Source organism: Micromonospora sp. NPDC048986, assembly GCF_040649335.1.
In the GTDB taxonomy this organism is placed as follows: Bacteria; Actinomycetota; Actinomycetes; order Mycobacteriales; family Micromonosporaceae; genus Micromonospora; species Micromonospora alfalfae.
In genome coordinates this window covers 210,765-236,951 of sequence record NZ_JBEZFJ010000008.1, presented here as the reverse complement: position 1 = coordinate 236,951, position 26,187 = coordinate 210,765, and the positions used below count along the sequence as shown (strand labels likewise).

The following is a 26,187-nucleotide window of genomic DNA, read 5'->3' as shown; positions in this document are numbered from 1 at the left end:
ATGAGTCGTCCAGACGTCGTCGTCACCGGGCTCGGCGCGACGACCCCGCTTGGCGGGGACGTCGCGTCGACCTGGGACGCAATGCTCGCCGGCCGCTCCGGGGTGAGTGCCCTCACCCAGGAGTGGGCCGAGCAACTGCCGGTCCGGATCGCCGCCCAGTTGGCAGTGGAGCCGTCCGAGGTGCTGGACCGGGTCCGCCTGCGCCGCCTGGACCGTTCCGAGGCGATCGCGATCATCGCGGCGCAGCAGGCCTGGGCGGACGCCGGTCTCGCCGGTTCCGACCTGGACGGGGAGCGGTTGGCCGTCAGCGTCGGCTCCGGCATCGGCGGTGCCACCACCCTGCTCGCCCAGGACGACATCCTGGAGGCGTCCGGGCCGCGGCGGGTCTCCCCGCACACCATCCCGATGCTGATGCCGAACGGTCCGGCCGCCTGGGTGGGGCTGGAGCTGGGCGCCAAGGCCGGCGTGCACTCGGTGGCCAGCGCCTGCGCCACCGGCGCCGAGGCGATCGCCCTCGGCCTGGACATCATCCGCTCCGGCCGGGCCGACGTGGTGGTGGCCGGCGGCACCGAGGCGGTCATCCACCCCCTGCCGATCGCCGGCTTCAGTTCGATGCGGGCCATGTCGACCCGCAACGACGACCCGGAGCGGGCCTCCCGCCCGTGGGACCGGGGCCGGGACGGCTTCGTCCTCGGCGAGGGCGCCGGCATCGTGGTGCTGGAGCGGGCCGAGCACGCCGCGGCCCGGGGCGCCCGGGTGTACGCGCGCCTCGCCGGCGCCGGCATCACCTCCGACGCGTACGACATCGTGCAGCCGCACGCCGAGGGCGAGGGCGCCATCCGGGCCATCGCCAAGGCGATCGCCGACGCGGACGTGGCGAAGCGTGACATCGTGCACGTCAACGCGCACGCCACGTCGACCCCGGTCGGGGACATGCTGGAGATCGGTGGGCTGCACAAGGCTCTCGGCGATCACCCGGTGCTGTCCGCGACGAAGTCGATGACCGGTCACCTGCTCGGTGCGGCCGGCGCGCTGGAGTCGATCGCCACCATCCTGGCGATCCGCGACAGTGTCGTCCCTCCGACGATCAACCTCGACGACCCCGAGCCAGGCCTCACCCTGGATGTCGCCGCGCACAAGGCCCGCCACATGGAGATCCCGGCCGCGTTGAACAACGCGTTCGGCTTCGGCGGCCACAACGTGGCTCTCGTCTTCGCCCGCCCCTGAGATCCTGCGAAAGGGCCCCTCTTCGTCGAGAGGAGGGGCCCTTTCGTCGTTCAGCCTCGGTTGCGGGGGTGCTGTTTGGCGGTGCGCTCGTTGCCGTGGCGGTAGTTGCCGGTCCAGCGGGCCATCACCAACTGCGGGTCGTCGTCGACCTCGGCCAGGAACTCTTCGGCCCGAGCGCCGCGCAGCGTGCCGGCGACCCGGCCGTGGTGGGTGATCACCACAGTGCCGTCCGCCCGTTGCACGTGCCGGAATCCTGCTGCCGCTCCCATGGGGTGAGGCTGTCAGACCGACCGGCCGGGGGCGACCCGATTTCCGTCGTGCCGGGCGCACGATGCCGATTGACGTCGAGAGACCGCACCGCTTAGATGGGCCGACTGAAGATCGACTGACGGGGATCACCACAATGGACGTTCGTACCCGCGTCGCCGTGTCGGCGGCACTCACCCTCGGACTGCTGGCCGGCTGCGGCGACGACGCCGACGCTCCGGCCGGGCCCGCGGCCGGCAGCCCGGCCGCACAGGCCGCTGGCGAGCCCTGGTACGACGAGACGACCCCGGCGTCGCCCGGCGGCACCACCGGCGGCACCGGTTCCCCCTGCCCGGTACCGGTGACGTTTCCGCTGGCCGACGGGTGGACGGCGAAGGCGATCGAGCCGCCCAAGGGCGAGCTGGCCGAGGTGGTCGGCGAAGCCCTCACCAAGCGCGGCGGCACCACCGCCCGCTGCGAGGTGGACGGCCGGCCGGCCGGCGGCGGATTCCTACGGATCTGGGCGGCGGACTCACCGACTGTCACGCCGCGCGCCGCGTTGGAGAGTTTCGCCGCCGGGGCCGGCGAGACGGTCGCCGGCCAACAGTTCCGTGACCTCCGCGCCGGCGGCTTCGACGCCACCGAGATGACCTGGCTCGCCACCAACCCGCTGGTCGAGGAGGAGGATGAGTCGCGGAACTGGGCGCTGGCCGTCCAGTCGGCGGGGCAGACGCTCGTCTTCGCGGTCAACGAGGGGCTGATCACCGAACGGACCGACGTGCTGCCGGCGTACCGGCTCGCGGTGCGGGGGCTCGCGAAGGGCGACTGAGGTGGGCATTGACCGGGCCGTGCCGGACGGTCAGGTACCGCAGGTCGTGGCGGGCAGTCCGGGGACGGTCACCGGGGACCGGCCGCCCGGCCGGGCCTTGCCGGCGAGCACGGCGGCCAGGCCGGTCATCGACGCCCGGCTGGACGAGTAGGTCGCCAGTAGCGTCGGTGACTTCGCGTCGGCCAGCACGTACGGGGTGTCCATGGCGACGGTCACCGCCGCGTCGGGGCTCAGGTCCTTGGCGCCGTCGCCGTAGCCCACCAGGTGCACGATCGTGCCGCCGCTGGGCTTGACCTGCACCCCGGCGGCGGTCAGCGCGGCGGTGAGCGTGGCCCGGGTGCCGTCCCGACCGCCGGACGAGGTGACGGTGACCGGTCCGCGTACCGCTTTGCCGCAGGCGCCCTTCAGCACGGTGACGGCGGCGACGGCCAGCGCGTCGGCCGCCGCCCGGTGCGCCGGGGTGTTGAGCGTTGACATCTGCGCCGCCGGCAGCTCCGCGAGCTGGAACTTCATGGTCAGCACCCGGGTGACCGCCTCGACCAGCCGGGTCCGGGGCAGGGATCCGCCGCGCAGCGCGGCGAGCAGCCCGTCGTACGCCTGACCGACGTTCGGGGTCATCAGGATGAGGTCGTTACCGGCGTTGAGCGCCCGGACCGCCGCCTCGCCGGGGGCCCAGCGCATCGCGGGCGGCATGTTCATCCCGTCGGTGATCACCACACCCTTGAAGCCGAGTTGGCCGCGCAGCACGTCGGTGAGCAGTTTGTGCGAGAACGTCGCCGGGGTTCCCGGGTCGATCGCGCGCGCGTCCAGGTGACCGGACATCACGGCCATCGCGCCCGCGTCCATCCCGGCGGTGAACGGCGGCCACGCGCCGCTCTGCAACGCCGCGGCGGACTGCGTGAGCACCGGAAGGTCCTGGTGCGAGTCGTCGGCGCTGTGGCCGTGCCCGGGGAAGTGCTTCAGGGTGGCAGCGACCCCGACCGCCTGGAGGCCGCGGACCGCGCCGCCCACCTGCGCGGCTGCCTGCTTCGGGTCGGCGCCGTACGAGCGGGAGCCGATCACGGTGCTGCGGGTGGCCAGCACGTCGGCCACCGGGGCGAAGTCGATGTTGATGCCCATCGCGGCCAACTCGGTGCCGGCGGCCCGCCAGGCCGCCTCGGTGAGCTTCGGGTCACCGGCCGCGCCGGCCGCGAGGGCGCTGGGCAGCACTGTGACCCCGTCGCTCACCCGGGTGACGACGCCGTACTCCTGGTCGGTGCCGATGAGCAGCGGCGCCGAACCGGCGGCGAGCCGACCGCCGGCGGTCCGCAGCCCGGCGGTGAGCTCGTGCACCTGCTTGGGGTTGTCGACGTTGGTGGTCTCCTGGTTGCCCTTGGTCGGGTCGTCGGCGCTGAAGCCGACCAGGATCAGGCCACCCAGTCGGTACTTGGCGATCATGTCGGCGGGGGTGTCCACCCCGGCCAGGGCCTGGTTACCGGCCGCCGAGCCGGCGGAGACCTTCGTCGCCGAGTCGCCGTAGGCGTACGGCATCAGCACCTGGCCGACGAGGTCTTCGTCGGCCAGCGTCGCCACCAGCGCGGCAGCACGGCTGGCGGGGTCGCCGGCCGGCGGCGCTGCCGGGACGCTCGGGCCCGCGGACGTGCCGGCCGGGCTGGGCGTCGGCGTGGGGCGCTCCGGGTCACCGGAGCAGCCGGAGACGAGCAGGGCGGTCAGGGCTGCGACAGCGACACTGGCGCGCCACGGGCGATTCGACACGCCGCCCATCCCACCAGCTTCTCCCTTATCGGGGCAACTTGACCTTACCGGTCGTCAGCGCTGCGACGGCGTCCGGCCAGCGGCCCGCCGGCCGGTCAGCCGACCCGAGTGAGCAAGGTCACCGGGGCTCCGTCGCCGGCGTACCGGTAGGGCTCCAGGTCAGCGTCCCACGCCGTGCCGAGCGCCTTATCGAGGGCGTGCGCCAGCGCCTCGGGGGCCCGGGAGGCGGCCATCAGCGCCCGAAGGCGGTCCTCGCCGAGCTGAATGTCGCCGGCCACGCCCACCGTTGCCCGGAACAGGCCACGGGCTGGCACGTACATGAAGCGCTCACCGTCGGCGCCGGGACTCGGCTCCTCGGTGACCTCGAAACGGATCATGGGCCACTGCCGTAGGGCAGCAGCCAGCTCGGCGCCCGTCCCCGGACGACCGGTCCACCCGCACTCGGCCCGGCGTGCGCCGGGGTCGACGGGCTGAGCCGTCCACTGCAGGTTGACCGGCGCGGCTAGGACGCGCGCGATCGCCCACTCGACGTGTGAGCACACGGCGAGCGGGGTCGAATGGACGTATACGACGCCACGCGTTGGCACGGTGACCTCCCGGAGAGCGAGGTGCGTCTTCCCCTACGACCTCGTCCACCCAGGTGGCTGCTGCAACACATGATGACTCCTGTGACGCATGGTGCGCCAGAGAATCGGAAAAAACGCCGGGTGGAATAGCCGGACGGGTGGTCGCCGTTGCCCCTCAGGACACCGCGACGACCAGCATGATGTCGTGGTCCTGTACAGTTCCACCGGCGGCTTATGCCGCGTTACACCTTCGCGGGTCGAGTCACGTACGACCCGCACACAGCCCCCGGACGTCCAGTCCTCCCGTACGTCTTGCAAGGAGTACCTCCGTGGCGAGCAACACCTCTAAGACCGCGCGCGCGTCCGTCCGGGCCGGCCAGGCTGGCCAGGGTGGCGCCCTCAGCGTGCTGGGCGAGTTCAAGTACCTCATCCCGCTCAACGGCGGCAAGCACGCCTACGTGCGGAACCTGACCAACGGCAAGACCGCGCACCTGCGCACGGACTCCGACGCCTTCGTCGAGGAGATCCGCGTTCTGGCCGCCGCCGGCCACGCCGCCAAGATCCGGGCGGAGATCAACAACCTGGCTGCCACCCACCCGGGTGACGGCTGGGAGGCCACCGAGAAGCGTCTGGTCGCGGCCGGCGTCTTCGAGGGCTGAGCCCTCCCCCACGCACCAACGAAACCGCCCGCCGGGAGTTCCCGGCGGGCGGTTTCGCGTGTCCGGAGGCCGGGTCAGCCTGGATCGAGCAGGGCAACCTCGCCGGTGGCCAGGTCGTAGAGGCCGCCGACCACTGCCACCCGGCCGGCAGCCACCGGCCCGGCCAGCAGATCGTCCTCGCGCAGGGTGCGCACCGTGCGCCGGACGTGCCGGCGGATCGCCAGCGGCTGCACCGCCGGATCGTCGAGCCCCGCCTCGGTCACCGCCGGGGCGATCTCGTCCACCAGGTGCGCCAGCGACCCGCCGGGACGCTGCCCGGTGCGCAGCGACTCCACGGTGGCCTGCACCGCGCCGCACCGCTCGTGGCCGAGAACCATCACCAGCGGTACGCCGAGTTGCCCGACCACGTACTCGATCGAGCCGCAGACCGCGCGATCGAGCACGTGCCCCCCGGTACGGATCACGCAGATCGCGCCGAAGGTCTGATCGAAGATCGCCTCCAACGGCACCCGGGAGTCGATGCACCCCAGCACCACTGCGTACGGCTGCTGGTCGCCGGAGGCCGCTGCGGCGGCCGTGACGTCGTGTCCATGCACCGGCTGGCCACTGACGAACCGCCGGTTGCCGGCGAGCAGGTCGGCAAGCGCGGCGCGGGGCGTACCGCCGGCCTGCCGCCCCTGCCCCGACGTCGCGCCCATGGGTGCTCCCGACGACCCCATGCCGTTCAGCTTGGCCCGCCGCCGTCCGGCAGGGGCGAGGTCGGGAATGTTCGCCACGCCGCGATTGGCGTGGTGTCATGGCGGGTAGCCGGTGTTACCGCCGGGTATCGGAGGTGCTGGTGGTACTGGGCGGCCCTGGGGAGGTGGCGATGCCGGAGCGGTTCGAGGTCGGTCTACCGGACGGCGTACGGCTCAACGTCGAGGCGACGGGTCCGACGGACGCCCAGGTCACCGCCATCCTGCTGCACGGCTGGACGCTGGACGGGCGCGCCTGGCACCGGCAGGTCGACGCGCTCACGGCACCGCCGTTCGGGGGTGCGGTGCGGGTGGTGGCCTACGACGCGCGGGGGCACGGCCGGTCCAGCTGCATGGCGTTGCCCACTGCCACAGTGGCCCAGTTGGGTGACGACCTGGCCGCGGTGATCGACGCGGTCGCGCCGAGCGGCCCTGTGGTGCTGGTCGGGCACTCGATGGGCGGCATGACGATCATGGAGTACGCGCACCGCCACCCCGCGCACTTCGCCGCCCGTACCGCCGGCCTGGTCTTCGTCTCGACCACCGCCGAGGGGCACACGCACACCGTCTACGGGCTCTCGCCGCGGATCGCCCGGTTGATCCGGCTGGCCGAGACGACCGGCGCCGGTGTGCTGGCCCGGTGTGGCTCGTGGCGCGCGCCCCGGGCACTGCTGAACGCGCTACAACCGAGCATCCGGTGGATGCTCTTCGGTGACCGCTGCGAGCCGGCCGACATCCGCCTGGTGACGTCGGCGGTGGCTCGGGCCTCGCTGCGCTCGATCGGCGGGTTCCGCGCCTCCATCGGCACCCAGCACCGGCTGGACACCCTCGCCGCGTTGGCCCACCTGCCCGCCGCCGCCCTGGTCGGTGACCGGGACCGGCTGACCCCGCCACCGTGTGCCGAGTCGATCGCGGCGGCTCTGCCGGCCACCGAGCTGACCGTCTGCCCCGGTGCCGGGCACATGCTGATGATGGAACGTCCGGACGAGGTCAACGCCGCGCTCACCGGCGTGGTGCGGCGGGTGCTCGCCGAATCGTCGCCGGCTCACCGTGGCGCATCGCCGCCGGCTCACCGTGGCGCGGCCCCCGCCGAGACGGGCGCCTGAGCACGTTCGCGCACCTCGGGCGCGGCGGGTCGGCTCCGGGGCCGTACTCTTCTCGGTTGGCCCGCGCGGTTCCCGCCGCCTGCCGGCGACCTCTGAAGGAGCGTGCGTTGACCGACCAGACCGGCCTGGAGCAGGAGATCGCCGTCGAGCAACGACACCTCGACCGGGTGTACGCCCGACTGGCCGAGCTGCGGCAGTCGGCCGTCCGGGCCGAGCGTGACGGCTACCGGATGGCCCGGGTGGGCACGCACGGCGCCCTGGTCGAGCGCGACGCGATGGTCTTCCACGCGGCGCAGCGGCGGCACACCCTGGACGCCGAGCACGAGGGGCTGGTCTTCGGCCGGCTGGACCTGCGCGACCGTCAGGTGCTGCACGTCGGGCGACTGGGGATCCGCGACGAGAACGCCGTGACGCTCGTCGTCGACTGGCGCGCACCGGCCGCCGCCGCCTTCTACCAGGCCACTCCGGCGCAGCCGCTGGACGTGGTGCGGCGCCGCACCATCCAGTCCCGCGCCGAGCGGGTCACCCGGATCGAGGATGACCTGCTGGACCCGACGGCCGCTCCGGAGGGGATGACCGTCGTCGGTGACGGCGCGTTGCTGGCCACCCTGTCCAAGGCCACCGGCCGGGGCATGCGCGACATCGTGGCGACCATTCAACGGGAGCAGGACGAGGCGATCCGCTCGCCCGGCTCCGGGGTGACCATCGTCGCGGGCGGCCCCGGCACCGGCAAGACCGCTGTCGCCCTGCACCGGGCCGCGTTCCTGCTCTACTCCGACCGCAGCCGCTACGCCGGCGGCGGCATCCTGGTGGTCGGACCCTCGTCGGTCTTCGTCGAGTACATCGGCTCCGTGCTGCCGTCGCTCGGTGAGGACACCGCGACCCTGCACTCGCTGGGCACCCTCTTTCCGGGGATGACCGCCACCCGGCCCGACCCGCCCGAGGTGGCGGCGGTGAAGGGCTCGCTGCGGATGCGCCGGGTGCTGGAGCGGGCGGCCCGCGACGCGGTGCCGGACGGCCCGGGTGAGCTGCGGTTGCTCTACCGGGGCACACTGCTGCGGTTGGACCGGACCGCGTTGGACCGGATCCGGGACCGCGCGCTGCAACGTGGCGCACGACGCAACGAGGTGCGCCGCGCCGGTTTCGACGGGGTGTTCGCCGCGCTCTGGACGCAGGCCCGTGAGCTGAGCAGCGGTCGACTGCCGGAGCAACCGGCCTTCGAGGCAGAGATCGCCGAGCGGTCGGAGTTTCGGGAGTTCCTCAAGGCGTGGTGGCCTCGGCTGCACCCCCGGCACGTGCTCGGCTGGCTCGCGCAGCCGGACCGGCTGCGCCGGTACGCCGGGGGGATCCTCTCCTCGGCGGAGATCCGGCTGCTCAACGCCGCGTACCGGAACCTGGACTCGGCCGGGCTGACAATCGCCGACGTGGCGTTGCTGGACGAGTTGGACGCGCTGCTCGGTAAGCCCGCGCAGCCGGCCCGCGCGCGACGCGATCCGTTCCAGCTCGCCGGCGGCGTCCGTGAGCTGAGCACCCTCGGTGAACGGCAGCGGGCGGCCCGCGCGGCGGCCCGGGAGCGCCCGGAGGACTACCGGGAGTACGCGCACGTGGTGGTGGACGAGGCGCAGGACGTCTCGCCGATGCAGTGGCGGATGATCGGTCGGCGCGGCCGGCTGGCCTCCTGGACGGTGGTGGGCGACCCCGCCCAGACCGCGTGGACCGGCGATCCGGAGGAGCTGGCCCGAGCCCGCGACCAGGCGCTGGGCCGGCGCAAGCGGCACGACTTCACGCTCACCACCAACTACCGCAACTCGTCGGAGATCTTCGCGGTGGCGGCGGCGGAGATCCGTCGGCTCTACCCGGACCTGCCGCTGCCGACCGCCGTCCGCTCCACCGGGGTCGAGCCGGTGGAGCTGGTGGTGCCCGCGACGGGGTTGGAGACCGCGACAGTGGAGGCCGCCGCCGGCCTGCTGGCCGAGGTGGAGGGCACGGTCGGCGTGATCACGCCGGTCCCCCGCCGGGACGAGGTCGCCGGGTGGTTGGGCGCGCTCGGCGCGCCGAGGTTGCAGGTGGTGACCAGCCTGGAGGCCAAGGGCATGGAGTACGACGGGGTGGTGCTGGTCGCCCCGAGCGAGATCCGGGCGGATCCGGGGGCCGGGGTACGCACCCTGTACGTGGCGCTCTCCCGGGCCACTCAGCGGCTCACCACCATCGACCCGACCGGCTGACGTGTGCGGACTGCCGCCAGGGAAGATCCTGGGCATACACTTGCACACATAGCGATGTGAGCATACATTTGACCGGGTCCCGGCCAGCGGCGGAAGGTGGTTCTCGTGGGCGCAGGTCATGACCACCACCATGGGTCCGTCGCCAATGCCGCACACCAGCACCGAGGTCGACTCTGGGCGGCATTCGGCCTGCTCGCCACCCTGATGGTGGTCGAAGCGGTGGTCGCCCTGCACACCGGCTCGCTCGCCCTGCTCTCCGACGCCGGGCACATGTTCACCGACGTGCTCGGCATCGGAATGGCGCTCGCCGCCATCACGGCGACCCGGCGGGCCACCGGCGACCCGCAGCGCACCTTCGGGCTCTACCGGCTCGAGGTGCTCGCCGCGCTGGCCAACGCCGTCCTGCTCTCCGGCGTCGCGATCTACGTGGTGATCGAGGCGATCCGCCGTTTCGGTGACCCGCACCAGGTCATCGCCGGCCCGATGCTCGCGGTGGCAGTGCTCGGCCTGCTCGCCAACATCGCCGCCTTCGCGCTGCTGCGCGCCGGGGCCCGCGAGAGCATCAACCTCCAGGGCGCCTACCTGGAGGTGCTCGGCGACCTGCTCGGCTCGCTCGGCGTCATCGGCGCGGCGCTGCTCATCACCGTCACCGACTGGTGGTGGGCCGACCCCCTGGTCGCGGTCGCCATCGGCGTGTTCATCCTGCCGCGCACCTGGCGGCTGGCCCGCGCCGCCATCCGCATCCTGGTGCAGGCCGCCCCGGAGCACCTCCAGGTGACGGCCGTGCACGACCGGCTCGCCGCCGTCCCCGGGGTCGTCGAGGTCCACGACCTGCACGTCTGGACGCTCACCTCGGGCATGGAGGTGGCCTCCGCCCACCTGACCATGGCACCCGGCGCGGAGGTCGGCGCGGTGCTCACCGCGGCGCGTACGGCCCTGCACGACGATTTCCGCATCGAGCACGCGACGTTGCAGATAGAGCCCGGCGCCGCCTCTGGAGCCTGTGGCTCCATCGAATGGTGACGGAGCCGTAATTTTCCGTGGTGACGCACGCACCGTCCGTCACATTGGCTGCACCGGCCCCACCGGCACCGGTAGGCTCGGTCCCGGCCTCCACCAGGCGGCGCCCTCCCGGCGCCGGTGGCGGTCGCCGCCTAATCGCCCAGCTGGGCGAACCGGGGAACCATGTTCCTGGGGTGCATCCGCGTCAGCGGTAGGGATCTTCCGTCCCGAACCCGTCAGCTAACCCGGTCGGCGGCTGACGGAAGGACATGCGCAGTGGCACCAGCACGACCACCCGCCGCCCGACTGGCGGCCCTGATCGTCGCGATGTTCGCCCTCGGCGTCGCGCTTCCGGCCGGCACCGCCTCGGCCGCTCCCCCGACCGGCCTACGGGCCGCCGCACCCGACTCCGACGAGGAGGGCGGCACCCCGGCGTTGCGCGCCCAACTCGAGGCGGCCAGCAAGGGCTACCTGGACGCGAAGCGCGCCCTGGACACCTCAGTGCAACGGCAGCAGCAGCTGGCCACCCAACTGAAGACCATCGAGGTCGAGATCGACCAGCGCAACGGCAAGGTCGGCGAGATCGCCGAAGTGGCCTACCGCACCGGCCGGCTCGGTGCGATGTCGGCGCTGCTCAACAGCAACACCCCCGAAGGCTTCATGGACCGGGCGGCCGCGCTGGACGCGGTGGCGGCCAACGAGGACCGGGTGCTGCGCGACCTGCTGAACAGCAAGGACAAGGCCAATCGCACCCGAGTCGCCCTGGACGGCGAGATCAACGAACAGCGCAAGCAGGTCGCGGTGATGGCCAAGCGCAAGGAGCAGGCCGAACGGGCCCTGACCGTGGCCACCACACCCAGACCGCAGACCACCGGCGACGCCGGCTCCAACCGGGGCACCTCCAACGCCAACGCGACGGCCGCGCCGCGCAACTCCGACGGCTCCTGGCCCTCCGAGTCGTGCAGCGTCAACGATCCCACCCCGGCCAGCGGCTGCATCACCCCCCGCACCCTGCACGCGCTCAACCAGGCCAAGGCCGCGGGGTTCACCCGGTACGTCTCGTGCCACCGCCCCAGCGGCTCCGGTGAACACCCGAAGGGCCGGGCCTGCGACTTCGCGGCGCAGAAGGGCGGCTTCGGCGGGAACGCCACCGGCGGCGACAAGACCTACGGCAACAACCTGGCCGCGTACTTCATCCGCAACGCGGACCGGCTCGCCGTGCTCTACGTGATCTGGTACCGGCAGATCTGGCTGCCCAGCAGCGGGTGGAAGTCGTACAGCGGGGCGCACGGGACCCCGTCGACCGACCACACCAACCACGTCCACCTGTCGGTCTACTAACCCAGCCGTCGTGATGCCTGTGAGTCATCGTGATGACTCACAGGCATCACGTGCGTCCGGGGGCCGGGCTACGTCGCCGGGCGTACCCCTGATGTCGTCGCTCGTCGGACGACCCGGCCGCGGTCCGCGGGCAGCATCGCGGTATGCCTCGGATCCGACCCACCACCCGCAAGGCGCTGCTCACCCTGCACCTCGTCACCTCGCTCGGCTGGCTCGGCGCCGACCTGGTGCTGCTCACCCTCGGCATCGCCGTGCAGCGGGGTGCCGACCCGGCGGTGGTCTATCCGGTCACGGCCCTGGTCGGCACGGTGCTGTTCGCGCCGCTGAGCGTCCTGGTCTGGCTGATCGGAGTCGCCAGCTCGCTGCTCACCCCGTGGGGCCTGCTGCGCCACCGCTGGGTGCTGGTCAAGCTCGTGCTCACCACCGTGATGGTCGGGCTGGTGCTGTTCCTGCTCACCCCGAACCTGCGCCACGCCGGAGCGGTCGGCGCCGCCCTGCCGGCACGCGATCGCGCCGACCTGGTCATCGCGCCGGCGGTGTCGACCAGCCTGATGATCATCGCGACGGTGCTGTCCACCTACAAGCCGTGGGGTCGACGTCCCGCCGCCCGACCGGCCCGCACAACCCGTGATCGCGCCGCAACCACGATCTAGGCTCCTCTTCCGCTGCACGCCGCCAGCAGGTCAAGGCCGTAGCGCCAAGCGCAAGTAGCCTGCCCTGCCCCGCAAGTGGCCTGCCCGGCCCCGCGAGTGGCCTGCCCGGCCCCGCGATCTTGCACTTAGTGTCCCGACACATGGGGCATTCCGCTGATATCTACAACCGAAACTGCAAGATCGACGCAGCGGGGCGGGGCGGGGTGGGCGGGGGCGGGGTGGGCGGGGCGGGTCAGGTGGGCGGGGGGTTGCTGGTGCGGTCGAGGGCGGCGCCCAGCCGGGTGGCGAGGGCGAGGTGAGCGGCCTGGGCCTGGCGGAACGCGTACCGGAACAGTGGCGTCGGTGCGGTCAGGGTGATCTCGACGTCGATGCGGACCAGCCCGTCCGGTTCGGCGCGTAGTCGGGTGTGGTTTCGCACCGTGGTGGCCGGCCACTGGCGGGCCACCGTGACGATCTCGTCGGCCTCGCTGATCAGCACGTCCGCGTGGTACGTGGTCCGGAAGCGCAGCGGACCGGCCGCCAACCGATCGTTGATCGTGTAGCTGGCCTGGGCGCCGGACCGGGGTGGCACCCGGCGAACCCTGACGATCAGCGGATGCAGCTCGCCCTGCCGGGTCAGGTCGCTGAGCAACGCTGCCGCCTCGGCGGGTGAGCACCGGGCCTGGACGGTGTAGCTGAAGGTATCGCTGCTGAGCACACCGTCTCCCGCCGTCGCTTGTCGCCCGATCGTCCCGTACCGATGTCTGGCTGGCAACGCCCCGGGCTCTCCGCGCCGCGCCGGAGCGGACCGATGCGACGACCCGCCACCACCTGCGCCATTAGGGTCGGTTAGTGCGAAATCTTCCGAAAGTGCCGGAGGGCGGCCAGCATGAACGGCGATGACCGATGAGTGGGCACGTGATGGTCTTCGCGCCCACCCCGCAGCTGACGGTGACTGTGGACCAGCCCAACGACCACCCCGAGCTGCACCTGCACCCTGGCGGGCAGGGCGTCTGGCAGGCCCGGATGGTGATCTCCCTCGGCGTCGACGTGGTGCTCTGCGCCGCCCTCGGCGGTGAGATCGGCCAGGTGCTGGAGCCGCTGCTGGTCAGCGAGGGCGTCGACCTCAAGGTGGTGGTCCGTGACTCCGGCAGCGGCGGGTACGTGCATGATCGCCGCGAGGGCTCCCGGCAGGAGATCGCCGACGTGCCCGGGCAGCCACTGAGTCGGCACGAGATCGACGAGCTGTACAACCTCGCCCTCGGCGAGGGCCTGCGGGCCTCGGTGAGCATCCTCAGTGGGCCGAACGAACCGTGGCTCGTACCTGCCGACCTGTACCGACGCTTCGCCGCCGACCTCGGCGCGAACGGCGGACGGGTGGTGGTCGACCTCTCCGGCGACCACCTCGGTTCGGTGCTGGAGAGCGGGGTGTTCTTCCTCAAGGTGAGTCACGAGGAGTTGATCCGCGACGGCCGCGCTCGCAGTGACGACACCGAGGAACTGACCCGGGCCATGTACGAGTTGCACGCGGGCGGCGCCGAGACGGTGGTGGTGAGCCGCGCCGACCAGCCGGCGTTGGCGCTCGTCGACGGGGAGCTGTTCCAGGTCGAGATGCCCCGGCTGGAGGCCGCCGACCCACGCGGCGCGGGCGACTCGATGACGGCCGGAGTGGCGGCCGTCGTGGCCAGGGGTGGGGACATTCGGACCGCCATCCGCACCGGTGCCGCCGCTGGCGCGCTGAACGTGACCCGGCACGGCCTGGGCACCGGGCGGCTGGACTCGATCACCGGCCTGGTGGACCGGGTCCGGCTGGTGCCGGCGGACAGCCGGCAACAGGAGCGGACCACCCCTGACGAGTTGGCCGGCCGGGTGGTCGAACGATGACAGTGCGGGTGTTGATCACCAACGACGACGGGATCGCCGCGCCGGGGATCCAGGCGCTTGCCTGGGCTGCCCGGCAGCGGGGGCTGGACGTCGTGGTGGCTGCGCCGATGGAGGAGGCGAGCGGCACCAGCGCCGCGATGAGCGCCATGGAGCGCGACGGGCGAGTCGTCGTGAACGACCACCCGCTGCCGGACCTGGCGGGTGTGCCGGCGTACGGGGTCGCCGGGTCCCCCGGGTTCATCACGCTGATCGCCCTGCACGGGGCGTTCGGCCCACCGCCGTCGGTGGTGCTCTCCGGCGTCAACCGGGGCGCCAACGCCGGCCGGGCGGTGCTGCACTCCGGGACCGTTGGCGCCGCGTTCACCGCCGCCACCAACGGCTGCCGGGCGATGGCGGTCTCCCTGGACGTGCTCTCCGCCGGCGAGGCGACGGCCGCGAGCGGTGGCGCCGCCGTGGACGCCGCCGCCCGGGTACGCGACGCCGAGCGGCACTGGGGCACCGCCGCGCGGGTCGCCCTGGACCTGCTCCCCCGCTTGACCTCCGCGCCCATGGAGAGCGTGCTCAACGTGAACACCCCGGACCTGCCGCACGGGCAACTGCGCGGGGTGCGACGCGGCACCCTGGCCAGCTTCGGTCAGGTGCAGATGACTGTGGCCGAATCCGGCCACGGGTTCGTCCGTACCTCGCTGGAGGAGCCGGGGCAGGCCGCACAGCCGGGCACGGACGTGGCGCTGCTGGCCGCCGGGTACGCGTCGGTGACGGCCATTCGCGCGGTCACCGAGGCGACCGACATCGACCTGACCGGCCTGGACGAGCAGCCCTGACGGGGACGCCCGGCGCGCTCAGGCGCCGGGCAGCACCTCGGGGGTGGCGGCGCCGGCGAAGTAGGGCTCCGGGGCTCCGAAGAGACCGAGCAGGCCGGTCACCCAGAGCTGTCGGTGCACGAACCGACTCGGCTCGGTGACCACCAGCTTGACGTCGCTGACCTCGGCTGTCTGGAAGCCGGCGACCATCGCGCTGATGCCGACCGAGTCGATGAAGGTGACCAACCTCATGTTGAGTTCGATGCGCAGAGGGCGGCCCTTGGCCAGCACCTCAGCGATCGCTTCGCGCACCTCGTACGCTGTGTCGACGTCGATCTCACCCCGTGGGGCGATCTCCACGACACCACCGGACAGGACCGACTTCACGATCGACAGGCTCACGCGAGCACCTCCACCCGCCCGTCCCCCGGGCGCCTCATCAGTACGCGGGCCGCGACCGAGAGTATTCCTCCGACGGCCTCGGTCGCCACCCCTCGGGATGAGCAATTCGCGGATCCGGGCCCACAAAGGCACCCATATCCGTACTTTTCAGCATCTGATTACTCAAGACTTTTCGTTATCTGACCATCGACGATCGGTCGTGACCGGCCCGCCGCCGAACCAGGGTAGCGGTCCGGACCCGGCGCGCCCGACAACCGGCCCATGACGTACGCCTGCCCCGTGTGCCGTCGGCGTGTCGCCCACCCCCGGTCGGCGCGACCCGCGCCCCCGGTTGCCGACGCGCCCTAGCATCGGCCGGGATACCACCGCGACGGAGAGGATCTTCGATGATCAAGCGACTTGCCGGGCTGGCCGGCGTCGGTGTTCTGCTCGCCCTCGTTCTGGCCTGCGGTTTCGGTGGCGGAGACGACGATGACGACGATGACGACGACTTCGCCAGAGGTGTCGCCGTGTCAGCGGTGCGCTGATGCGGTAGCCCGGTGCGTCACCGAATCAGCGCACCGGGCTACCGGTGCGCGGCGGAGGTCGGGGTTTGCGTCCGGCTGACGCGGGGCACTGCGGGATAGGCGACACCGTGACGCGCTGGAAAGACGCCGAAGTCCGAAGTGGCCGGCGGCTTCGGCACCCGAGGAGGTAACCACGATGTTCGGAACCAACCTGCTGGACCGCCGCAGCAAGCCGGAGCGGATCGCGGACCAGGCCTGGGAGCACCTGCTCTCAGCCGTCAGCTACGCCGGAGACAGTGTGCGGGACACCGCCCGCTCGGCCCGCCAGAACAGCAGCGACCTCGCCGACGGGGCAGGTGACCTGGTGGGATCCGCCGCCGAGGAGGCGCGACGCCGCGCCTCGCTGGCCTTCGACGCGCTCGCCGGCCGTCAGCCGGCACTGCCCTGGACGCTCCTGATCGGCGCCGCGCTCGTCGGCGCGGCGGTCGGCTGGGCCGTCGGCTCCGCCGCACGGGCCGCCGGCAGCCGGGACGACAGCGCCGTCGACGACGTGGAGTTCGTCGACGTCGACCGCCCGAACTCCCCCGCCGTCTGAAACACAGCGCCACGCCGGGCCCCGATCGACTCAGGTCGAGCGGGGCCCGGCGTGGCGTCGGGATGGACCGGTCCGCCGGGTGCCGGACCCCTCAGGCGGCCCGGCGGACCGGTGTTTCGTGGTGATCCGGGGTCCCGCCCCGGATCACCCGCTCAGCGGCTCGTGCAGGTGATGGCGGCCGGGGGCGTGTTGCTACCGGCCCACGAGCCGAGGAAGCCGGCGGTGGTGCTGGCCCCGGCGGCGAGCGCGCCGTTCCAGCCCGTGTCCCGGACCGACACGGCAGCCCCGGTCTGGGTGTGGGTGCCGCCCCAGAGCTGGTCGATCCGCTGGCCGTCGGTAAAGGTCCAGCTCAGGGTCCAACCGGCGATGGGGGCGCTTGCGACGTTGCGGACCACCAGCTCGGCCTGGAAACCACCGGACCAGGAGCCGGTCACCCGGTAGGTCGCCGCGCAACCGGCGGCCGGCGGCGGCGTGCTCGGGGGTGGCGTCGTCGGCGGTGGCGTGGTGGGCGGTGGGGTCGTCGGCGGTGGCGTGGTGGGCGGTGGGGTCGTCGGGGGTGGCGTGGTCGGGGGCTCGCCGCCGCTGCGGTCGGCGACCAGGATGCCGCGACCGTTGGTGCCGAGGTAGACCCGACCGTAGACCCGCGGGTCTCCGGTCAGCGCCTCGGTCGGATTGCCGTACTGGTGGCGGTCGTCGTTGACGCGTACCCAGGTCGCGCCGGTGTCGTCGGAGCGGTGCACGCCCGGTTGACCGTTCACCGTGCCGTAGAGGAACACGGCGGGGTTGGTCCGCCCGGGTGCCGCCTTCCCGAAACCGACGTTGCCGGAGGCGCTGACGCCGTCCAGCCTGGTGAAGCTGGTGCCGGCGTTTGTGGAGCGCCACAGGCCACCCGGCCCGGCCAGCCACAGTTCGCCGGCCCGGCCCGGCAGGGCCTTGAAACGTACGTCAGTGCTGGGCAGCCCGGTCGCCGCGGTCGGAGTGAAGCTGGCCCCGCCGTCGGTGCTCAGGTAGAAACGCCCGTCGCTGAAGCCGTAGAACCGGGTGGGGTCGACCCGGTCGGATTCGACGGTGGCGTTCGCCGGGATGCCGGTTGACGCTGCCCAGGAGTTGCCGAACCCGACCGAGTGGACGACGCGTTGGCCCGCGTCACCGGGTGCCCAGACGAAGCGGCTGCCGTCGGCCGCGGCGGCCACCGTGCCACCGAGGTTGACCCCGGACGGTTCGGTGCCCTGGAACCAGGTGGCGCCGCCGTCGGTGGAGAAGGCGACGTGACTGTCGTTGGGCCGGTCGGCGTCGGTGAAGTTGCCGGCGCGCACCAGCACCGCGGGCTTGCTCTCGGCGTAATCGAGGCTGGTGGTGGACGTGAACACCGGCTGGGTGAACAGCATCGACGGAATCGTGTCCAGGTCGGTGTGTCGGAAGCCGCCGACGTCGCCGAGCGCGCTGATCAGGGGTGCGCCGCTGGGCGGGCTGATCAGGTCGAGGACCGCCGTTTCCTCCAGCCCTCTGACCATGGGTCGAAGGGTGAACTGGCCGCCGGTGTCCCACCGGGTCAGGTCGGTGGTGCCGTAGATGGTGGCGCCGGTGCCGTACATCATGCGGTTGGAGTCGTGTGGGTCGATCTCCACCGACTCGTTCATCCAGCCGAGCTTTGGCGCGTCCTCCGGGGGTGCCGGGTTGACACCGAAGGTCAGCCAGGGCACCGAGCTGATGTCCATGGTGTAGCGGCGGGACCTCTCCGGGTAGTTGCTGAACTCCCAGATCCGCGTCCAGGTCGCCCCGCCATCGGTGCTGCGGAAGAAGATCGCGTCCGGCCACCAGGAGACCTGGGTGGCCACCAGCAGGGTGTTCGGGCGTTGCCTGTCGATGGTCAGCCCGCTGTAGCCGAAGTAGGCGTCGGCGCTGGTGGAGGGCACCGGGCTGATCCGCGTCCAGGCCCCGGTCGACCGGGTGAACTTCCAGACGTCGCCCTTGCCGCCGTCGTACGGGCCACCGGTGTCGCTGGTGGCGATGTAGAGGTGGCCCCCGACCGGGTCGACGACCCCCTTGTGGGCCAGGTAGCCGGTGGGCTGACCGGGGAGGCGTGCCCAGGTGACGCCGCCGTCGGTGCTGCGGTAGACCGGGTTCTGCTTGTCCGCCACTCCCACGTAGATGGTCTGCGTGGTGGAGCCGGCGGTGCCGGTGCTCTTGTCGAAACTGACAAAGGTCAGGCCCTGGTTCTGCCCGTTGTAGCCGTTCGGGTCGCTGGGGTCCGCCCGGTAGTTGCCGACGTTGGGGAAGGCGGTGACGCGGGCCCAGGTCACGCCGTGGTCGGTGCTGCGCCACAGCCCGTTGCCGCCCTCGGCGCCGTAGTAGACGATGCTGTTCCGGTTGGGGTCGACGGCGAGCCGCTCCCCCATTCCCCGGCCCGGCATGTTGCCGCCGTTCTTGAACGGCAGCTCGGTGGCCTGCCAGGTGGCGCCCTTGTCGGCCGAGCGCAGGATCGCGCCGTTGTTCGGGTCCCAGCCGTTGGTGTACATGCCGACCGCGGCGTACACCCGGTTGGTCTGCACCGGGTCGGTGGCGATGCTGACCACGCCGTTGTAGCCCCACCGGTCGGCGCCGACCCAGTCGAGCAGCGGCGTCCAGGACTGGCTGCTCTGTTCCCAGCGGTACGCCCCGCCGATGTCGGTGCGCGCGTAGATGAGGTTCTTCTCGGTGGGGTTGAAGACGATGCCGGGCACGAAGCCGCCACCGCCCACCGGGACGTTCCGCCAGGTGTACGCCTCCGCTGCGGCCGGGTTGGGGGCCGACCCGGCGGCGGTGAACGGGACCACCACGACGGCTGTGGCGGCGGCCAGCACGGACACGACAGTGCCGGCGAGACTTCTCCGCATCTGCGGTTCCTCTCGGGATGGAGCCCCGGGGGACGGGGTCGATCGCCTGGGTGACGCCGTGGCCCGGGGGACGAGCACGACGACGGGGACGGGCAGAGCTGCCCTGGCTCCACCACCCGACGCGACGGCTCCCGCGATCGAGGAACGCGATTACCGTAACCGAAATCGGCTCGCTTTGGAAGCGCTCCCATCATCGATGTTCGTTCCCGGTCCCCAGCCGTGGCGCCCAGGTCGGGCCGCGCCGTCACCCGGTCCGGGCGAGGGCGGCTCACCCGGGGCGGCGGCACCATCGCAGCACGGCGGACTCCGGCCGCGGCCACCACACGGTCCGCCATCGCAACAGCGGAGGAGGGACAGATGGCCATCGCGGAGATCAACCGCACCGACCAGGACATCCAGTCCGCCGTTCTCGACGAGCTGACCTGGGAACCGCGGGTGCAGCCGCACGAGATCGGCGTGACAGTCGCCGAGGGCGTCGTCACCCTGACCGGTCGCGTGGACAGCTACGCGAAGAAGTGGGCCGCCGAACGGGCCACCCACCGGGTCGCCTCGGTCCGGGCGGTCGCCAACGACGTGGCGGTACAGCTCACCAACGGCACCGAGCGCGCCGACAGCGACCTGGCCGCCGCGGCCAGCCACGGGCTGGAGTGGGACGCGTTCGTGCCCATCGAGAAGCTCCAGGTCACCGTCTCGGCCGGCTGGGTGACGCTGCACGGCGACGTCGAGTGGGAGTACCAACGCCGAGCCGCCGAACGCGCTGTCGCCCGGCTGGCCGGCGTACGCGGGGTGAGCAACGGCATCACCGTCAGACCGGCCACCGCGCCGGACGCCCGCGACGTGGCCGACCGGATCGTCGACGCCCTCGCCCGGGCCGGGGCGACCGAGGCCGAACGGATCAGCGTCCGGGTGCACGGCGACACCGCGATACTTGCCGGCTTGGTGCACTCGATGCCCGAACGGGACGAGGTCGAGCAGGTGGCCTGGTCCGCGCCGGGCATCCGGGAGGTGCAGAACCACATCGCTGTCGCCCCGGGACTGCGCTGAGCGGGGGCGGGCGCCCGCTGGGCGGGCGCTGAACGGGCGCGCAACCACCCGGGGTGGGTGAGTCCGTCTCACCCACCCCGGGAGCAGGCTGGTGGCATGAGTGATCCGAACGGGCTGATCCAGCCGGGGCGCGCCGCGCCCGGTTTCACACTGCCGGCCACCCCGGACGGGGCTCTGCTGGGGCCTGAGCGGTTCCGTGGCCGGCCGGTAGTGCTCGCCTTCTACCCCGCCGACTGGAGTCCGGTCTGCGGCGACCAGATGTCGCTCTACCAGTCGGCGGCACCCGTCTTCGCCCAGTACCGGGCGGTGGTGCTCGGCCTGTCGGTGGACAGCATCTGGTCACACCGGGCCTTCGCGGAGAGCCGGGGCATCGAGTTCCCCCTGCTGGCCGACTTCGAGCCCAAGGGCGAGGTGGCCCGCAGCTACGGCGCGTACATGGCGAACGGTGAGGCGGCCCGCGCGCTGGTGGTGCTGGACCCGGCGGGGAAGGTGACCTGGAGCTACCTGTCACCGCCGGACGTCAACCCCGGCGCCGACGGCATCTTCGACGCGCTGGACCAACTCGCCGCCGATCGGAAGGTGATGGCCGGATGAGCACTCCACTGCAGGTCACCGCCCGACTTCGAGATCCGGTGACCACCGACGACCACATCCGGGGGCCGGCCGACGCGGCGGTGACCATCGTCGAGTACGGCGACTTCCAGTGCCAGTTCTGCGGTGCCGCGTACCCGAACCTGCACGAGTTGCTGCGGCAGCGGGCCGACACCGTACGGCTGGTCTACCGCTACTTCCCGATCGCCAACGTGCACCCCTACGCCGAACGGGCCGCCGAGACGGCCGAGGCCGCCGGGGTCCGGGGCCGGTTCTGGGAGATGCACGACTGGCTCTACGAGCATCAGGACCAGCTCGACCCGGTGCACCTCTCGCTCGGCGTCGAGCAGGTCGGGTTGCCGCCGGACGAGTTGAACGCCGAGGTGGAGAACCGTGCGCACGCGGACCGGGTGCGTCGGGACTTCGTGGGGGGCATCCGCAGCGGGGTGAACGGCACCCCGACCCTGTTCGTGAACGGCATCAGGCACGACGGCGGGTACGACCTGCCCGACCTGCTGACCGCGGCGGATTCCGCCGCCAACGCCTGACCCGCTCAGATCAGCCGCAACTCGCGCGCCCGCCGGACCGCCTCGCGCCGGCGGGTCGCGTCGAGTTTGCGGTAGATGTTGCGGACGTGGGTCTTCACCGTGTTCACCGAGAGGGACAACTCGCTGGCGATCTCCACGTTGGACAGGATGCTCTGCAGGTAGCGCAGGACGGTCAGCTCCCGCTCGGTGAGCGGCTCGTCGAGCACGCCCCTCGGCCCGGCGGGCGGCCCGTCGGCATCCTGTCCCGCGCCCCGTACCAGGTCACTGACCAGCGTGAAGTGGGCGGTGCCCGCGTCCAGGTGCACGGCCAGCAGGTCCCGCACCGGCGGCTCGGCGCGGGTGAAGACCCGGCGGCAGCCCTGCGGGCCGGCCAGGTCCAACGTCTGCTCCAGGATCCGACCGGCCCGACGCCCGTCCCCGGCGCGCTGGGCCAGCACCGCGTCGAGCAGACCGGCGTCCAGGCGTACCGGTAGCGGCCAGGCGGTGGCGGCCGGCGCCTGCCAGTCCGGCAGGGTCCGCCCGGCGGTGGCGGCGTCGCCGGCCCGCAGCTGCACCTTCGCCAACGTCACAGCGAGCACCGGGTCGGCCCCCTCGTCGGTGGCGCCGGCCAGCAGGTCGCGGGCCGAGTCCAGGTCGCCGCGCGCGGCCCGCAGGTCGGCCTCGGCGGCCCGCAGCAGCCCGGTCAGCTCGTCGGCGGACGGCCGGTCGGCCAGCGCCTCCCGGGCTCGCACGAGCAGCCGCTGACCGGTCGCCGGGTCACCGGAGTCGCGGCGTAGCTGCGCCCGGCACAGCGCGGCCACCGCCGCCGCCACCGGTTCGTCGGAGGCGGCGGCCGGCCAATCGACGCCCGCCTCAGCGTCGCCGGGCCAGCCGCCGGTCACGTCGAGCCCCGGGAGGGCGAGGGCGAGGTTCGCCGTGGCCTCCTCGGGCTGGTCGCGCAGCAGCGCCACAACGGCGAGAGCCAGGTACGCGTGGGCGCAGTCGAGCCGACAGGACCAGCCCCGACACTGCGGCATGCCGAGCGCGTCCCTGGCCGCCTGCTCGGCTGCCCGCAGCTCGCCGCGCACGGCGAGCAGCAGCGCGGCGCGGCTCGCGGCGACCAGCTCGGTACGCGGCCGGCCGGCTTCCCGAGCGGCCGCCCGGGCCCGCACGAACCGGGCGGTCGGCAACGCCCCGTCAGCCAACTCGACCAGCCCCAGCGCGGTGCCCGTGAACGCCCGCAGGTCCAGGTCGTCGGCGGCGGCCCCGCCACCTGCCGTCGGGGCGGAACCGGTCACCCCGCTCGACAGCCGGGTCGGCGTGGCTTCCGCGGGGCGGGTGCGCAGCAGGCGAGTGGCGGCGGCCCGGACCTCGACACGGTCGTCGGCGAGCCGGGCCACTGTCAGCTCCAGCGCGGTGACCAACCGCAGGAACCGGTCCCGGCGCGGCACCGGCAGGCCCGCGGCGTGTTCGGCGGCGGCCCGCAGGTGACCGGTGGCGGCCGGCAGGTCACCGGCGTACGCGCGCTCAGCGGCGCAGGCCAACGCCACCTCCGGGTCGGCGCGGATCACCTCCGCAGGCGGCGGCGTGGGCGCCGAGGCGTGCACCGGGCCCCGGTCGTAGCGGGTCAGCTCCGGCCAGTGCGCGACGAACAGGTCACCGGCCAGGTCCCAGCGGCCAGCGGCCAGGGCGTGCCGCAGAGCGTCGGCGGGCCGGCCGTCACCCGCGTACCAGTCGGCGGACCGGACGTGCAACTCGCGCAACTCGTCGGTGGGCAACCGGGCCAGGTCGGCGCGGAGCAGGTCGGCGAGGAGTGACTCGCACCGGTACCAGGGTGGCCGGGTGTCCTCCCGGTGCAGCAGACCACCGGTCCCGGCCAGGTCGGCCAGCACCTGCCCGGCGTCGGCGCGACCGGTCAACGCCTCGGCCAGGTCGGCGCAGACTGCGTCGACGACTGCGGTACGGCGCAGCAGGTGCTCCTCGGCCGGGTCCAGCGTCGCCAGCACCTCCTCGCGCAGGTAGCCGGCGATCTCCGGCTGGTCGCCGCCGAACTGCCCCACCCAGCGCTCCGGGTCGGGCTGTCCGCGTACCGCCAGTGCGGCGATGCGCAGCGCGGCCGGCCAGCCGCCGGTGCGCTCCCGCAGCCGGTGCACGGCGGTCGCCGGCAGCGCGGCGGCGTGGGCGGTGAGCAGGTCAGCCACCTCGTCGTCGGTGAACGCCAGCTCGTCCGGGCCGATCTCGGTCAACTCGCCGGCGAGGCGCAGCCGGTGCAGCGGCAGGTGCAGTCCGGCCCGCGCACCGATCACCAGACGGAGCCGCCGCCCGGCATGCCGCAGCAGGAACTCCAGGCCGGTCAACGCCGCCGGGTCGGCGACCCGGTGCAGGTCGTCCAGGATCAGCAGCACCGGCCGGTCGGCGGCGGCGAGCGTGGCGGCCAGCGCCTCCAACTGGTCGGGGCGCGGCGGCCGGTCGGGCACCGGGCCGCCCTCCGTCGCCCCGGTCGCCGAGCGCAGCGCGGCGGCGAGGTACGCCCAGAGCCGGTCGGAGTCGTCGCCGGCCTCCACCGACATCCACGCCGAGACCGGGACGTCAGCCGACGAGACCGACAGGTCGCCGGAGTCCGGCACGTTCGCGCCCGGCTGCACGTCGGGTGGCGCGCCGCCCAACCGCATCCAGGAGGCGAGCAGTGTGGTCTTGCCCCAGCCGGCGGGGGCGGCCACCAGGGTGACCGGTCCCGCGCTGCCCTCGTCCAACCGCCGCAGCAGGCGGGGCCGAGCGACCACCGGCTCCGGCGGCACCGCCGGCGTCAGCCGGGACGCCAGCAGTGGTGGCCCCGGTGCCGGTTCGACCCGTACGTGATCCTGTTGCGGCACCCAGCCCCACCCCCACCACACGCTCCGCCCCCGGTCGGCGAGCGGTTACCCGGCACAAGCCGGTTCACCCCTTCCGGGCGAGCGCGCTTCACCCGGGTGCGACAGACGATCGGGGGACGTGAACCGGGAGGACGGGTGGTACCGATGGGACGGCTGGCGCGGGCGGGACCCGCCCTCGGCGGGGCGGCGCTGGCCGGGGCGGCACGGCTGCTGCGCGTACCCCGTCGGGGTTTCCGGCCCGGCGCGGACGGCGACGCCGCCGCGCCGGCCCGGTGGGAGGTGGTGACAGTCGACCGGCCGCCGGAGCAGGTGCTGCCGGAGGGCCGCTGGCCGGAGCCGCTGCGCCGCCTCGACGGGGCGGTCGAGGTGCGGGTGCGCCCGGCACCCGGTGACCGGGGCACCGAGCTGGCCGCCCGGCCGCTGGCCGGTGTCACCCCACCCACCGGGCTGGCCGCGCACCTGGTCGGCGACGACCCGGGTCTGCTGGTCCGCCGGACCCTGCGCCAGATCAAGCAACGGGCGGAGGCCGGTGAGGTGCTCCGCGCGGACCGCTCCGCGCTGGACCGCCCCGAGGTCCACGGGTGAGAGCCCTGTGTTGGGTGGCAGCCGGCGAACTGGCCGTCCGCGAGGTCCCCGACCCGGAGCTGCGCAACGAGCGTGACGTCATCGTCCGGGTTCGCCGCAGCGCCACCGCCGGGGGTGATCTGCCGCTGCTGGCCGGCCGGCATCCGCTGCTGCGGCCCGGCGACGTGCTCGGAGCGGAGTTCCTGGGCGAGGTGGTGGAGGCCGGCCCCGGGGTCCGCCGACACCGCGCCGGCGATCGGGTGGTGGTCGGCGCGAGCGTGGCCTGCGGCGGCTGCTGGTACTGCCGCCAGGGCCTGCACTCCTGCTGCGACAACGCCCATGCCGACCTGCCCAGCGCCGACCCCGACTGGTTCCGCTCCGACCCGGACTGGGTCCGCTCCGACGCCGGCTGTTTCGGCCGGCCCCGGGCGGCGGGCGGTTTCGCTGGCGGCCACGCCGAGTACGTGCGGGTGCCGTACGCCGACGTGAGCGCCTTCCGGGTGCCGGACGCCGTCGACGACGTCGGGGCGGTGTTCGCCGCGGACGTGGCGCCGACCGGGTGGCTCGCCGCCGAGTTGGGTGCGGTGCGTAACGGCGACGTGGTGGCGGTCTGGGGCGCCGGGGCGGTGGGTCAGGTGACCGCCCGGGCGGCGGTGCTGCGCGGCGCCGCCCGGGTGCTGGTGGTGGACCGGCACGAGGAGCGGTTGCGGATGGCCGAGCGGCACTCCGACGCCGAGCCGCTCGACTACCGCCGCACCGACGTCGCGGCCGAACTGCGCGACCGTAGCGGTGGGCGCGGGCCGGACGTGTGCGTGGTGGCGGTCGGCACGCCGCCGGCCCGGTCGAGGGCCGACCGGTTCGGTGGCCAGCACGCCGACCGGCCGGACGCGCTGCGGGAGGCGGTGCACGCGTGTCGCAAGAGCGGCGTGGTGGTGGTGCTCGGCGGGACGGGCGGTTTCGTCGACGCGTTCCCGCTGGGCGCGCTGACCGAACGGCGGCTCACGCTGCGCGGCGCCGGTCGGCCGGATCTGCGCGACGTGCCGATGCTGCTGGACCGGATGGCCCGTGGCGAGCTGCGGACCGAACACCTGGCCACCCACCGGCTGCCGTTGGCGCAGGGCCCCGAGGGGTACGCGCTGTTCCGGGACCGGGCCGACGGTTGCGTACGCGCCGTGTTCACGCCCTGACTGCCCACTGGTG

Annotated in this window: 25 protein-coding genes and 1 riboswitch; of the genes, 17 read left to right on the top strand and 8 right to left on the bottom strand. The window is 73.2% G+C overall.

What is annotated here, in order from left to right:
• Entirely contained in the window at positions 1-1,227 is a 1,227-nt protein-coding gene (gene fabF / locus AB0B94_RS18550; protein WP_124855678.1) for a beta-ketoacyl-ACP synthase II, read from the top strand.
• Between the two features lie 50 nt (positions 1,228-1,277).
• Here the strand turns inward: fabF and AB0B94_RS18545 are convergent, their stop codons facing one another.
• The gene (locus tag AB0B94_RS18545; protein WP_357281004.1) at positions 1,278-1,496 is read right to left on the bottom strand and encodes a hypothetical protein; all 219 of its coding nucleotides are present in this window, start codon (positions 1,494-1,496) and stop codon (positions 1,278-1,280) included.
• A gap of 134 nt (positions 1,497-1,630) precedes the next feature.
• On the opposite strand from AB0B94_RS18545, the gene AB0B94_RS18540 reads away from it, so the two are divergent.
• Complete coding sequence (locus tag AB0B94_RS18540) at positions 1,631-2,302, top strand: lipoprotein (RefSeq protein WP_357280996.1); 672 nt, start codon at positions 1,631-1,633, stop codon at positions 2,300-2,302.
• Between the two features lie 30 nt (positions 2,303-2,332).
• Here AB0B94_RS18540 and AB0B94_RS18535 read toward each other — a convergent pair whose 3' ends face one another.
• Together AB0B94_RS18535 and AB0B94_RS18530 are read right to left on the bottom strand one after the other, a co-directional pair.
• The gene (locus AB0B94_RS18535; RefSeq protein ID WP_357280993.1) at positions 2,333-4,066 is read right to left on the bottom strand and encodes a glycoside hydrolase family 3 protein; all 1,734 of its coding nucleotides are present in this window, start codon (positions 4,064-4,066) and stop codon (positions 2,333-2,335) included.
• 86 nt (positions 4,067-4,152) lie between these two features.
• On the bottom strand, positions 4,153-4,644 hold the full coding sequence (locus AB0B94_RS18530) for a DUF3145 domain-containing protein (protein ID WP_091409261.1): 492 nt from the start codon (positions 4,642-4,644) through the stop codon (positions 4,153-4,155).
• A 308-nt stretch (positions 4,645-4,952) separates the two neighbouring features.
• Between AB0B94_RS18530 and AB0B94_RS18525 the strand changes: the two genes are divergently transcribed.
• A complete protein-coding gene (locus tag AB0B94_RS18525; protein ID WP_030330285.1) occupies positions 4,953-5,282 on the top strand; it encodes a hypothetical protein in 330 nt (109 codons plus the stop codon).
• A 74-nt stretch (positions 5,283-5,356) separates the two neighbouring features.
• Here the strand turns inward: AB0B94_RS18525 and AB0B94_RS18520 are convergent, their stop codons facing one another.
• Complete coding sequence (locus AB0B94_RS18520; protein WP_238670073.1) at positions 5,357-5,980, bottom strand: carbonic anhydrase; 624 nt, start codon at positions 5,978-5,980, stop codon at positions 5,357-5,359.
• Positions 5,981-6,150: 170 nt separating this feature from the next.
• On the opposite strand from AB0B94_RS18520, the gene AB0B94_RS18515 reads away from it, so the two are divergent.
• From AB0B94_RS18515 to AB0B94_RS18495, 5 genes are all read left to right on the top strand, one after another.
• Positions 6,151-7,122, top strand: a complete 972-nt coding sequence (locus AB0B94_RS18515; protein ID WP_357280985.1) for an alpha/beta hydrolase — start codon at positions 6,151-6,153, stop codon at positions 7,120-7,122.
• Between the two features lie 107 nt (positions 7,123-7,229).
• Positions 7,230-9,347, top strand: coding sequence for an AAA family ATPase (locus AB0B94_RS18510; protein WP_357280980.1), 2,118 nt, complete (start codon positions 7,230-7,232; stop codon positions 9,345-9,347).
• Positions 9,348-9,452: 105 nt separating this feature from the next.
• The gene (locus AB0B94_RS18505) at positions 9,453-10,370 is read left to right on the top strand and encodes a cation diffusion facilitator family transporter (protein WP_238670076.1); all 918 of its coding nucleotides are present in this window, start codon (positions 9,453-9,455) and stop codon (positions 10,368-10,370) included.
• Positions 10,371-10,488: 118 nt separating this feature from the next.
• Positions 10,489-10,620, top strand: a riboswitch (cyclic di-AMP (ydaO/yuaA leader).
• Positions 10,621-10,676: 56 nt separating this feature from the next.
• Positions 10,677-11,690 (top strand): hypothetical protein, encoded by a 1,014-nt coding sequence (locus AB0B94_RS18500; RefSeq protein ID WP_357281419.1) that lies wholly within the window; start codon positions 10,677-10,679, stop codon positions 11,688-11,690.
• A 143-nt stretch (positions 11,691-11,833) separates the two neighbouring features.
• A complete protein-coding gene (locus tag AB0B94_RS18495) occupies positions 11,834-12,343 on the top strand; it encodes a hypothetical protein (protein ID WP_357280975.1) in 510 nt (169 codons plus the stop codon).
• Between the two features lie 232 nt (positions 12,344-12,575).
• Here AB0B94_RS18495 and AB0B94_RS18490 read toward each other — a convergent pair whose 3' ends face one another.
• Positions 12,576-13,040 carry an SRPBCC family protein gene (locus AB0B94_RS18490; RefSeq protein WP_357280970.1) on the bottom strand — a complete coding sequence of 155 codons (465 nt, stop codon included), beginning with the start codon at positions 13,038-13,040 and terminating at the stop codon, positions 12,576-12,578.
• 188 nt (positions 13,041-13,228) lie between these two features.
• On the opposite strand from AB0B94_RS18490, the gene AB0B94_RS18485 reads away from it, so the two are divergent.
• Together AB0B94_RS18485 and AB0B94_RS18480 are read left to right on the top strand one after the other, a co-directional pair.
• On the top strand, positions 13,229-14,206 hold the full coding sequence (locus tag AB0B94_RS18485; RefSeq protein ID WP_357280967.1) for a PfkB family carbohydrate kinase: 978 nt from the start codon (positions 13,229-13,231) through the stop codon (positions 14,204-14,206).
• Positions 14,203-15,030 (top strand): 5'/3'-nucleotidase SurE, encoded by an 828-nt coding sequence (locus AB0B94_RS18480; RefSeq protein WP_112700029.1) that lies wholly within the window; start codon positions 14,203-14,205, stop codon positions 15,028-15,030. The genes AB0B94_RS18485 and AB0B94_RS18480 overlap by 4 nt, the downstream gene beginning before the upstream one ends.
• Before the next feature lie 18 nt (positions 15,031-15,048).
• On the opposite strand, the gene AB0B94_RS18475 is transcribed toward AB0B94_RS18480, so the two are convergent.
• Positions 15,049-15,411, bottom strand: coding sequence for an STAS domain-containing protein (locus tag AB0B94_RS18475; protein ID WP_030330302.1), 363 nt, complete (start codon positions 15,409-15,411; stop codon positions 15,049-15,051).
• Between the two features lie 386 nt (positions 15,412-15,797).
• Between AB0B94_RS18475 and AB0B94_RS18470 the strand changes: the two genes are divergently transcribed.
• Both AB0B94_RS18470 and AB0B94_RS18465 read left to right on the top strand, forming a co-directional pair.
• Positions 15,798-15,938: a hypothetical protein gene (locus AB0B94_RS18470; protein WP_238670080.1), complete on the top strand. Its 141-nt coding sequence runs from the start codon at positions 15,798-15,800 to the stop codon at positions 15,936-15,938.
• 175 nt (positions 15,939-16,113) lie between these two features.
• The gene (locus tag AB0B94_RS18465) at positions 16,114-16,512 is read left to right on the top strand and encodes a hypothetical protein (protein ID WP_238670081.1); all 399 of its coding nucleotides are present in this window, start codon (positions 16,114-16,116) and stop codon (positions 16,510-16,512) included.
• A gap of 152 nt (positions 16,513-16,664) precedes the next feature.
• Here AB0B94_RS18465 and AB0B94_RS18460 read toward each other — a convergent pair whose 3' ends face one another.
• Positions 16,665-19,388, bottom strand: a complete 2,724-nt coding sequence (locus AB0B94_RS18460) for a cellulose binding domain-containing protein (protein WP_357280957.1) — start codon at positions 19,386-19,388, stop codon at positions 16,665-16,667.
• A gap of 357 nt (positions 19,389-19,745) precedes the next feature.
• Here AB0B94_RS18460 and AB0B94_RS18455 point away from each other — a divergent pair, with 357 nt between their 5' ends.
• The 3 genes from AB0B94_RS18455 to AB0B94_RS18445 all read left to right on the top strand — a co-directional run bounded on the left by AB0B94_RS18455 (position 19,746) and on the right by AB0B94_RS18445 (position 21,571).
• On the top strand, positions 19,746-20,432 hold the full coding sequence (locus AB0B94_RS18455; protein ID WP_357280951.1) for a BON domain-containing protein: 687 nt from the start codon (positions 19,746-19,748) through the stop codon (positions 20,430-20,432).
• A 96-nt stretch (positions 20,433-20,528) separates the two neighbouring features.
• Positions 20,529-21,026 (top strand): redoxin domain-containing protein, encoded by a 498-nt coding sequence (locus AB0B94_RS18450; RefSeq protein WP_357280948.1) that lies wholly within the window; start codon positions 20,529-20,531, stop codon positions 21,024-21,026.
• Positions 21,023-21,571, top strand: coding sequence for a DsbA family protein (locus AB0B94_RS18445; RefSeq protein WP_357280943.1), 549 nt, complete (start codon positions 21,023-21,025; stop codon positions 21,569-21,571). The genes AB0B94_RS18450 and AB0B94_RS18445 overlap by 4 nt, the downstream gene beginning before the upstream one ends.
• A 5-nt stretch (positions 21,572-21,576) precedes the next feature.
• Here the strand turns inward: AB0B94_RS18445 and AB0B94_RS18440 are convergent, their stop codons facing one another.
• The gene (locus AB0B94_RS18440) at positions 21,577-24,423 is read right to left on the bottom strand and encodes a LuxR C-terminal-related transcriptional regulator (RefSeq protein ID WP_357280940.1); all 2,847 of its coding nucleotides are present in this window, start codon (positions 24,421-24,423) and stop codon (positions 21,577-21,579) included.
• Between the two features lie 144 nt (positions 24,424-24,567).
• Between AB0B94_RS18440 and AB0B94_RS18435 the strand changes: the two genes are divergently transcribed.
• Both AB0B94_RS18435 and AB0B94_RS18430 read left to right on the top strand, forming a co-directional pair.
• Positions 24,568-25,008: a hypothetical protein gene (locus AB0B94_RS18435; protein ID WP_357280935.1), complete on the top strand. Its 441-nt coding sequence runs from the start codon at positions 24,568-24,570 to the stop codon at positions 25,006-25,008.
• Positions 25,005-26,174: an alcohol dehydrogenase catalytic domain-containing protein gene (locus AB0B94_RS18430; RefSeq protein WP_357280932.1), complete on the top strand. Its 1,170-nt coding sequence runs from the start codon at positions 25,005-25,007 to the stop codon at positions 26,172-26,174. The genes AB0B94_RS18435 and AB0B94_RS18430 overlap by 4 nt, the downstream gene beginning before the upstream one ends.
• Positions 26,175-26,187 lie beyond the last annotated feature (13 nt).